Below are 7,476 nucleotides of genomic sequence, written 5' to 3' on the forward strand. Positions count from 1 at the left end.
ACGTCCTGCACGGTGACCGGCTGGCCCCTGAAACTGCCGGGCAGGATCGAGCCGCCAAAGATGAAGACCGAAGGCACGTTCAGCCGCACCATCGACATCATCATGCCAGGCAGCGACTTGTCGCAGCCGGCGAGACCGACCAGCGCGTCGTAGCTGTGGCCGCGCATGGTGAGTTCGACCGAGTCGGCGATCCAGTCACGCGAGGGCAACGAGGAATACATGCCCTGGTGACCCATGGCGATGCCGTCGGTCACGGTGATGGTGCAGAATTCCCGGGCGGTGCCGCCGGCATGGGCGACGCCGTGCTTGACGGCCTGGGCCTGGCGCATCAGCGCGATGTTGCACGGGGCGGCCTCGTTCCAGCAGGTTGCCACGCCGACGAAGGGCTGGTTGATCTGCTCTTCCGTCAGACCCATGGCGTAATAGTAAGAGCGGTGCGGCGCGCGCGCCGGCCCCTGCGTCACATGGCGGCTCGGCAATTTGCTCTTGTCGTATGTGCGCTCGCTCATCGCCTTCCTCTGCCCCCCTGGATGCGGTTTTTTATCCCTCGCTTTCATAAAGAAAGCGTTTGAGGGATACCACGCCCAAGCCATGTCCGTGCCGGCACGCCCGCTCGGGGATCTGCGCCCGGAAAATCTCTCGCGAAAAAAAGCAGTCACGCCGCGAAGACAGCGCAAGCATTTGATTTTTCACGACTTTATTTGAATATGAAGATGACTTCGCTTTATGGCGCAATCGGGGCGGAGCGATTGCATGACGATGGCTTGTTGAGGATGAATCCAAGGTGTGGCGTGCGCGCCACAGATTCAACGCGCCGGAAATGTGCCTTGGGTATCATCCTGCGCCGACGGCTCGCGCCCGCCGGTTCCACGGCAGCGCTGCGAACAATAGCGCACGCTCTCCCAGTCACGCGCCCATTTGCGACGCCAACTGAAGGAGCGCCCGCAGGCGGCGCAGATCTTTTGCGGCAGATCGCCCTTGCGGCGCATCTTCATGATGTCGATCCAGTGCTGACAGGAGCGCCGTCCGAAGTGCCGAAATCGAGGGTGAGCTGCCCGGAATCGGTGTTGCCACCGCGTTTGCGGGAGCCCTCGCGTATGACCGGCAGGCCGCTCTTGCGGCTGCCGTGCCTCTCCTGGATCCGCATCGCGCCATCGCCGAATCCGCGCCCGCGGCGCACCGCCCAGACCTTGTCGCGGGCCTGGCGCGCGGCCTCGACATGGTGGACGACCGGCGTCGGATAGGCCCGGTCGAGCACCCGCCCCGCCTCCTCCCAGCGCCACGGCTCATGGATGAAGCGATCCGGAACCGCATCGAGTTCGGGCAGCCATTGCCGGATGAAGCGCCCCTGCGGGTCCTGGTCATACCCCTGCTTGACCGGATTGTAGATGCGGATGGTGTTGATCCCGGTCGTGCCCGATTGCATCTGTACCTGCGGCCAGTGGATGCCCGGCTCGTAATCGGTGAAGAGCCGCGCGAGATGCAGGCCGGGGGCGCGCCAGTCGAGCCAAAGATGATAACTCGCCACCGCCATCAGCATGGCGCGCATGCGGAAATTCATCCAGCCGGTGGCGATCAGCGCGCGCATGCAGGCATCGACGAAGGGCAGCCCGGTCTCGCCACGCTCCCAGGCGCCGAGCCGCTCGCGATCGGGCATGGTCGGGCGCAAGCCGTCATAGGCACGATGCAGATGACGTGTCTCGATCAGCGGTTCGGCTTCGAGCTTCTGCATGAAATGACAGCGCCAGCTCAATCGCGACGCGAAGGAGGAGATCGCCCCGCGCCAGCGTTTGTCCTCCTGATGCGCCAAGCGCTTCACCGCCGCCGCCTGCACTGCCTCGCGCATCGACAATGTGCCGTGCGCGAGATGCGGCGATATCCGCGAACACGCCGCGAAAGCCGTCAGCGGGCTCGCCATCCCCGCGCGATAGGGCGCGCCGCGCTCTTCGAGAAAGCCCTGCAACCGTTCCAGCGCCGCTGCCCGCCCCCCCGCCTGACGCTGCGGGCACGGATCCGGCGCGAGGCCGAGATCGGCGGGTGCGGGGAGCGCTCCGGGATCGAGCCCGGCGATCGCCGGCAAGGCTGCGGGCGCGGCCACGAGCGGGCGACGCATGAAGCCGTCACGGCGGCGCGCCCAGCCGTTGCGGTTGCCGAGGCGGCGGATCACACCGCTCTGGGGCTGTTCGTGAAAGGCGATGCCCCGTTCGCGGCACCAGGCAGCGACGGACCGGTCACGTGCATAGGTCCAGCTATTGCCGGTCTCCTCATGGGCATGGATCGCCGCTATCCCACGGCTTTGCACGATATCAGCAAGGACAGCGCAGACCGCGCCCACACGCACGACCAGAGGCTGCCCGAGACGAGCGAGATCGTGGCGCAGCGTTTCCAGAGCCTCGGCCAGGAAGGCGTAATGGCGCGCCGCATAATCCGGCTCGCGCCACAGCTCCGGCTCGACGATGTAAAGCGGCAAAACCGCTTCCCCGCGCTCGCTCGCAATGCGCGCAGCATCGGCCAGCGACGCGTGGTCGGTCACACGCAGATCCCGCTTGAACCAGACCACATGCAGTTTGCCGCGCGCCAATTCCCGCTCCTCGAGACCCGGTCATTCAAGGGTTGGTCTACGCACCGGCAGCCCGCGAGGATCAATATCGGTCACGAGCCCGTGAGGATCCCGGTAAGCGCGTCGCGCGGCATTGCCAGAACGCCGCCTGCGCATCACATCTGGTCATCGGCAAACATGACGCAAGGGCAATTCGGCGCTGAAGCACGAATTCCTTTGCGGAGTGCAAGTCGTCGTCGTGATCGCCCTGGAGAGATTGAATGCTGATCAGAAACAAACGCAGCTGGGAAATCCCGGAGAGTCAGGCGACGCCAGAGAATGTTTTTCGCAACAGGCGCCGCTTCCTCAAGGGCGCTGCCGCCGGTATCGGCCTTGCCGCAATGCCCGGCCTGGCGGCCTGCGGCGAAAACGCTGTCGCCCGTGAAGACGATCCCACCAGCGATCTCTATCCCGTTTCCCGCGACCCGGCTTTCACGCTGGATCGTGCGATTACCGATGAGAGTGTCGCCTCGAATTACAACAATTTCTACGAATTCGGCTCCTCCAAACGCGTCGCGGCGGCGGCACAATCGCTCGAGATCCGCCCCTGGAGCATCATGATCGACGGGCTTGTCGAGGAACCGCGCAGCATCGATATCGACAGGCTGATCCGCAGCGTCGATCTGGAAGAGCGCCTGTATCGCTTCCGCTGCGTCGAGGCCTGGGCCATGGCTGTGCCCTGGACGGGCTTTCCCATGCGCGATCTGATCGCCATGGCGCGTCCGTTGTCATCGGCGAAATATGTGGTGATGCAGACCTTCGAAGACGCGAGCATCGCATCCGGCCAGCGTCAGGCCTGGTATCCATGGCCCTATACCGAGGGGCTGACCATGGAGGAAGCGACGCATGATCTGACGCTGATGGTCACCGGCATCTACGGCCAGCCCATCGCCAACCAGTTCGGCGCCCCGCTGCGTCTCATCGTTCCGTGGAAATACGGTTTCAAATCGATCAAGTCGATCGTGCGCATCAGCTTCACGGAAGAGCGCCCCGTTTCCTTCTGGGAAGAGCTTGCCAGCGACGAATACGGTTTCTGGGCCAATGTGAATCCGGACGTGCCGCATCCGCGCTGGAGTCAGGCAAGCGAGCGCATGCTCGGCACGGACGAGCAGATTCCCACACAGATATATAACGGCTACGGCGAAGAAGTCGCGCATCTCTATGCCGACCTGCAAGACGAGCGCCTCTTCGCCTGAGGCGTCCTTCAGGTGGGTTGCGCGGCCTCATCTTGTGAGCCACGCGTTTCGTCCTTTTGTATTGTGGCGTGCGCACGCTCGCGTCCGTGCGCCAGCATCAGCATGGCGGGTGTCAGCAGCAGCGTCAGCACGGTGGCGACGAGCAGCCCGCCGACGATGGCGCTGGAGAGTTCCACCCACCATTGCGTGGAGGGCGCACCGAACACCATCACCCTGCGGAAAAAATCGATATTCATGCCGAGCACCATCGGCAGCAGGCCGAGCGCCGTGGTCAGCGAGGTGAGCACGACCGGACGCAGGCGCTGGGCGCCGGTGCGCAGGATCGCATCGCGCACGCCGGCCCCCTCGCCGCGCAGGACGTTGTAGGTGTCGATCAGCACGATATTGTTGTTCACCACGATCCCGGCCAGCGCGATGATGCCGATCCCGCCCATGACGATCCCGAACGGTCGACCGGTGATGATCAGTCCGATCAGCACGCCCGCGATCGAGAATACGATGGCGCTCATCACGATCACCGCCTGGCGAAAACTGTTGAACTGGGTGACGAGGATGAGGAACATGAGTACGATCGCCGCTGCGAAGGCGCCGGCGAGGAATTCCTGCGCCTCCGCCTGGTCCTGCGCCTCGCCGGCGAAGGACCAGGCGACGGCCTCCGGCAGATCCGCCTCCTCCAGCGCTGCGCGCAGGGCGCGGATGCGTTCATCCACCAGCAATCCGGGTGCGACGCCGGATTCGACGGCGACCATGCGACGCTGGTCCAGCCGCTGGATCGCGCCTGTGCGCGGCGCCGGTTCGAAGCTGACGAAATTCGTGATCGGAATCAGCCCCGTCTGCGTCGGCACACGCAGCCCCTGAAGCGCTTCCAGCGTGCGGTCTCCGGATGGGAAGCGCACGCGGATATCGACCGTGTCATCGGCGCTTTCCGGGCGGAAATCGGCGATGGTCACGCCCTGCGTGAGCAATTGCACCGCCTGGCCAAGCAGGCTGACATCGGCGCCAAAGCGCGCGGCTTCCGAGCGGTTGACGTTGATGCGCCACTCGATCCCGGGCAGCGGCAGCGTGTCCGTGACATCGGTGAAGCCGCCGAGCCGCTTCATCTGCGCCCGAACGGTCTCCACAGCCTCGGCGCGGATCTGCGCATCGGCGGCGCGCATTTCGAGCCGGACCGGCTTGCCGGTGCCCGGCCCCATGGATTGCAGGCGAACCTGCAGGGCGATCCCGGGGAAATCGGTCGTCATCTCGCGGATTTCCTGGGCGATCTCGGCAGCAGGGCGCCGGGCATCCCAGTCGATCAGTTCGAGCTGGATCGTGCCGATCAGCTCCGGATCCTCGCGCGAATCGGCAAAGGAGCGCGCAATGACGCTGTCGATCTCCTCCATGACGATCAGGCGTTCCTCCACCCGTCGCACCAGCGCATCGCGTTCATGCACCGAGAGATCGTCGCGGGCGCGCACCTGCACCTGGGCGAAATCCGGCTCGATTACGGGAAAGAAGGAGATGCCGGCGCCGAGCTTGCCGTAAGCGGCGAAAGAACCGAGCAACAGGGCCATGGCCAGCAGCAGCGTGAGGCCGGGGCGGCGGATCGCGCGTTCGAGCAGGCGGATGTAATATCCCGCGAGTCCATGCATTTCGCGCGGATCTCCGGTCTCCGCCGCGCGCAATTGCGCCTGCGCAGTGGCGCTCTGCACACGCCGGCGCCCAATCAGGCCGCCGGCGACGGGTATGAAGATCAGCGCCATGGCGAGCGAGGCGGTGAGCGTCAGCAGAACCGTGATCGGCAGATATTTCATGAACTCGCCGACCACACCGCCCCAGAACAGCAGCGGCACGAAGACACTCAGCGTCGTCGCCGTGGAGGCGATGATCGGCCATGCCATGCGCTTGGCCGCCGCACGATAAGCCTCACGCGCCGGCTCCCCCTGTTGCAGCTTGCGATCAGCCAGCTCCGTGGTGACGATGGCCCCGTCCACGAGCATGCCGACGACGAGAATCAGCGCAAACAGCACCACCACATTCATGGTGTAGCCCATCATCCACAGGGCCGCGACGCCGCCGAGGAAGGCGCCGGGAATGGCGAGGCCGACGAGCAGGGCATTGCGCAACCCGAGTGCCGCAACGATCACGATCATCACCAGAATCACGGCGGCGATGACGTTGGATTCGAGATCACCGAGCATCTCGTGCACATATTTGGATATGTCGAGCGTGTAATCCACGCTGATATTGCCGGGCCACCCGGCCTCTGTCGCATCGACCGCAGCACGCACGCCATCCACCGTCTCGATGATGTTGGCCGCCACCCGTTTCTTGACTTCAAGCGCCAGAGCCGGCTGCCCGTCGATGCGTGCAAAGCCTTGCGCGTCCTCGAAACTGCGCCGCACATTGGCGACATCGGCGAAGGTCACCACGGTACGGTCGCGCACGATCACGGGCATGTCGCGCACATCCGCCTCGTTCTCGATCAGACCCGGCACCTTGAGCACGACGCGCCCGGCCTGCGTCTCGATGGTGCCGGCGGCGATCAGACGGTTGTTGCGCTCGATCTGGCTGATCAGCTCCTGAAAGGTAATCTGGTAAGTCTCGAAGATGGTGGGATCGATCAGCACCTCGACGAGTTCGTCGCGCCGCCCGCCGATATCGACTTCGAGCACCCCCTCAACGCCCTCGATCGTATCGCGCAGATCACCCGCGACCCGGTTGAGACTACGCTCCGGAGCATTGCCGGAGACGATCACGGTGAGAACGGGAAAGAGCGCCGTATTGACCTCGTTCACCGAGGGTTCGCGCGCATCCGTCGGCAGGTCGGGGCGGGCCTGATCCACGGCCGTGCGTACGGATTCGAGCGCGGCTTCGGCATCGAATCCGGGTTCGAATTCGAGCGTCACGGAGGCATGGCCCTCGCTCGCCTGCGAGCGCATCTCCCGCAGGCCGGCAATGGTGCCAAGTTCGGTTTCGAGCGGCATCAGGAGCAGACGCTCGCCATCCTCCGGCGAGATGCCGTCGAGCCCGGTTGTGACATAGATCACCGGGATCGGGACTTCCGGCGTCGCCTCCTTGGGGATCGTCTGGTAGGCGATCGCGCCGAGCCCCAGGATCATCGCCAGAAGAAACAGCACCACCCGGGTGCGGGCAAAGGCGGCATCGATCAGCATCATTGCGCTCCCGGTGAGGGCATCTGTGCCTCGTCGCCGAACAGTTCGGAAGCCGGGTCAGTGGGATCGAGCGGGCTGACCGCCTGCGCATCGCCTTGCATGTCCGGCGCTTGCGTATCCGGCGCCTGCGTGACGGCTTGGGGATCATCCTCGGGCCTTGGCGGATCACGCTCGTCGGGATGCGGCGCGACGGTATCGCCTTGATTGACGAAGCCCTGACCGATGGTGATCACCCGCGCCGTATCGGGCAGGCCGGCGACATGGATGCCGTCGCTCTGCGCGCGCACGATGGAGACCGTGTGGGCGACGACGACATCCTCATCATCCACCGTCTTCACGACGAGGCGCCCGTCGGTGGACAGCGCCAGGGTGGCGGGCGAGAGGAAATGCGCCAGGGTCTCTTCGGTGGGGATACGCACCTGTGCGCTGATCCCCGCCGGTATCGTGCTGTCGGGATTGTCCACCGCGATCTCCGCGGGAAAGGTCCGCGTGCGCGGATCGGCAGCAGAGCCGACGAAGCGGATCA

Annotated in this window: 5 protein-coding genes and 1 pseudogene; 1 reads left to right on the top strand and 5 read right to left on the bottom strand. The window is 64.9% G+C overall.

Translation table 11 applies throughout. The annotated features are described in order from the left end of the window. From VKP01_RS11385 to VKP01_RS11395, 3 genes are all read right to left on the bottom strand, one after another. The coding region (locus VKP01_RS11385) for a dihydroxy-acid dehydratase (RefSeq protein ID WP_324412369.1) at positions 1–509 on the bottom strand (509 nt) is incomplete at its 3' end. A 297-nt stretch (positions 510–806) separates the two neighbouring features. After that, positions 807–989 carry a DUF2256 domain-containing protein gene (locus tag VKP01_RS11390; RefSeq protein ID WP_414706571.1) on the bottom strand — a complete coding sequence of 61 codons (183 nt, stop codon included), beginning with the start codon at positions 987–989 and terminating at the stop codon, positions 807–809. A 2-nt stretch (positions 990–991) separates the two neighbouring features. Next, positions 992–2,581, bottom strand: coding sequence for a deoxyribodipyrimidine photo-lyase (locus VKP01_RS11395; protein WP_324412371.1), 1,590 nt, complete (start codon positions 2,579–2,581; stop codon positions 992–994). A gap of 239 nt (positions 2,582–2,820) precedes the next feature. Here VKP01_RS11395 and msrP point away from each other — a divergent pair, with 239 nt between their 5' ends. Beyond that, positions 2,821–3,795, top strand: coding sequence for a protein-methionine-sulfoxide reductase catalytic subunit MsrP (gene msrP, locus VKP01_RS11400; protein WP_324412373.1), 975 nt, complete (start codon positions 2,821–2,823; stop codon positions 3,793–3,795). A gap of 8 nt (positions 3,796–3,803) precedes the next feature. Here the strand turns inward: msrP and VKP01_RS11405 are convergent, their stop codons facing one another. Both VKP01_RS11405 and VKP01_RS11410 read right to left on the bottom strand, forming a co-directional pair. After that, positions 3,804–6,950: an efflux RND transporter permease subunit gene (locus VKP01_RS11405; RefSeq protein ID WP_324412375.1), complete on the bottom strand. Its 3,147-nt coding sequence runs from the start codon at positions 6,948–6,950 to the stop codon at positions 3,804–3,806. Next, positions 6,950–7,476 (bottom strand): annotated as a pseudogene (locus VKP01_RS11410) (efflux RND transporter periplasmic adaptor subunit); the annotation flags it as partial. The pseudogene VKP01_RS11410 and the gene VKP01_RS11405, both read right to left, overlap by 1 nt.

It is taken from the genome of Saliniramus sp. (genome assembly GCF_035311605.1).
In the GTDB taxonomy this organism is placed as follows: Bacteria; Pseudomonadota; Alphaproteobacteria; order Rhizobiales; family Beijerinckiaceae; genus Saliniramus.

Coding starts and splice junctions, on each gene's coding strand:
- msrP (WP_324412373.1), top strand. CDS start 2,821: ATGCTGATCAGAAACAAACGCAGCTGGGAAATCCCGGAGAGTCAGGCG.
- VKP01_RS11405 (WP_324412375.1), bottom strand. CDS start 6,950: ATGCTGATCGATGCCGCCTTTGCCCGCACCCGGGTGGTGCTGTTTCTT.
- VKP01_RS11390 (WP_414706571.1), bottom strand. CDS start 989: ATGCGCCGCAAGGGCGATCTGCCGCAAAAGATCTGCGCCGCCTGCGGG.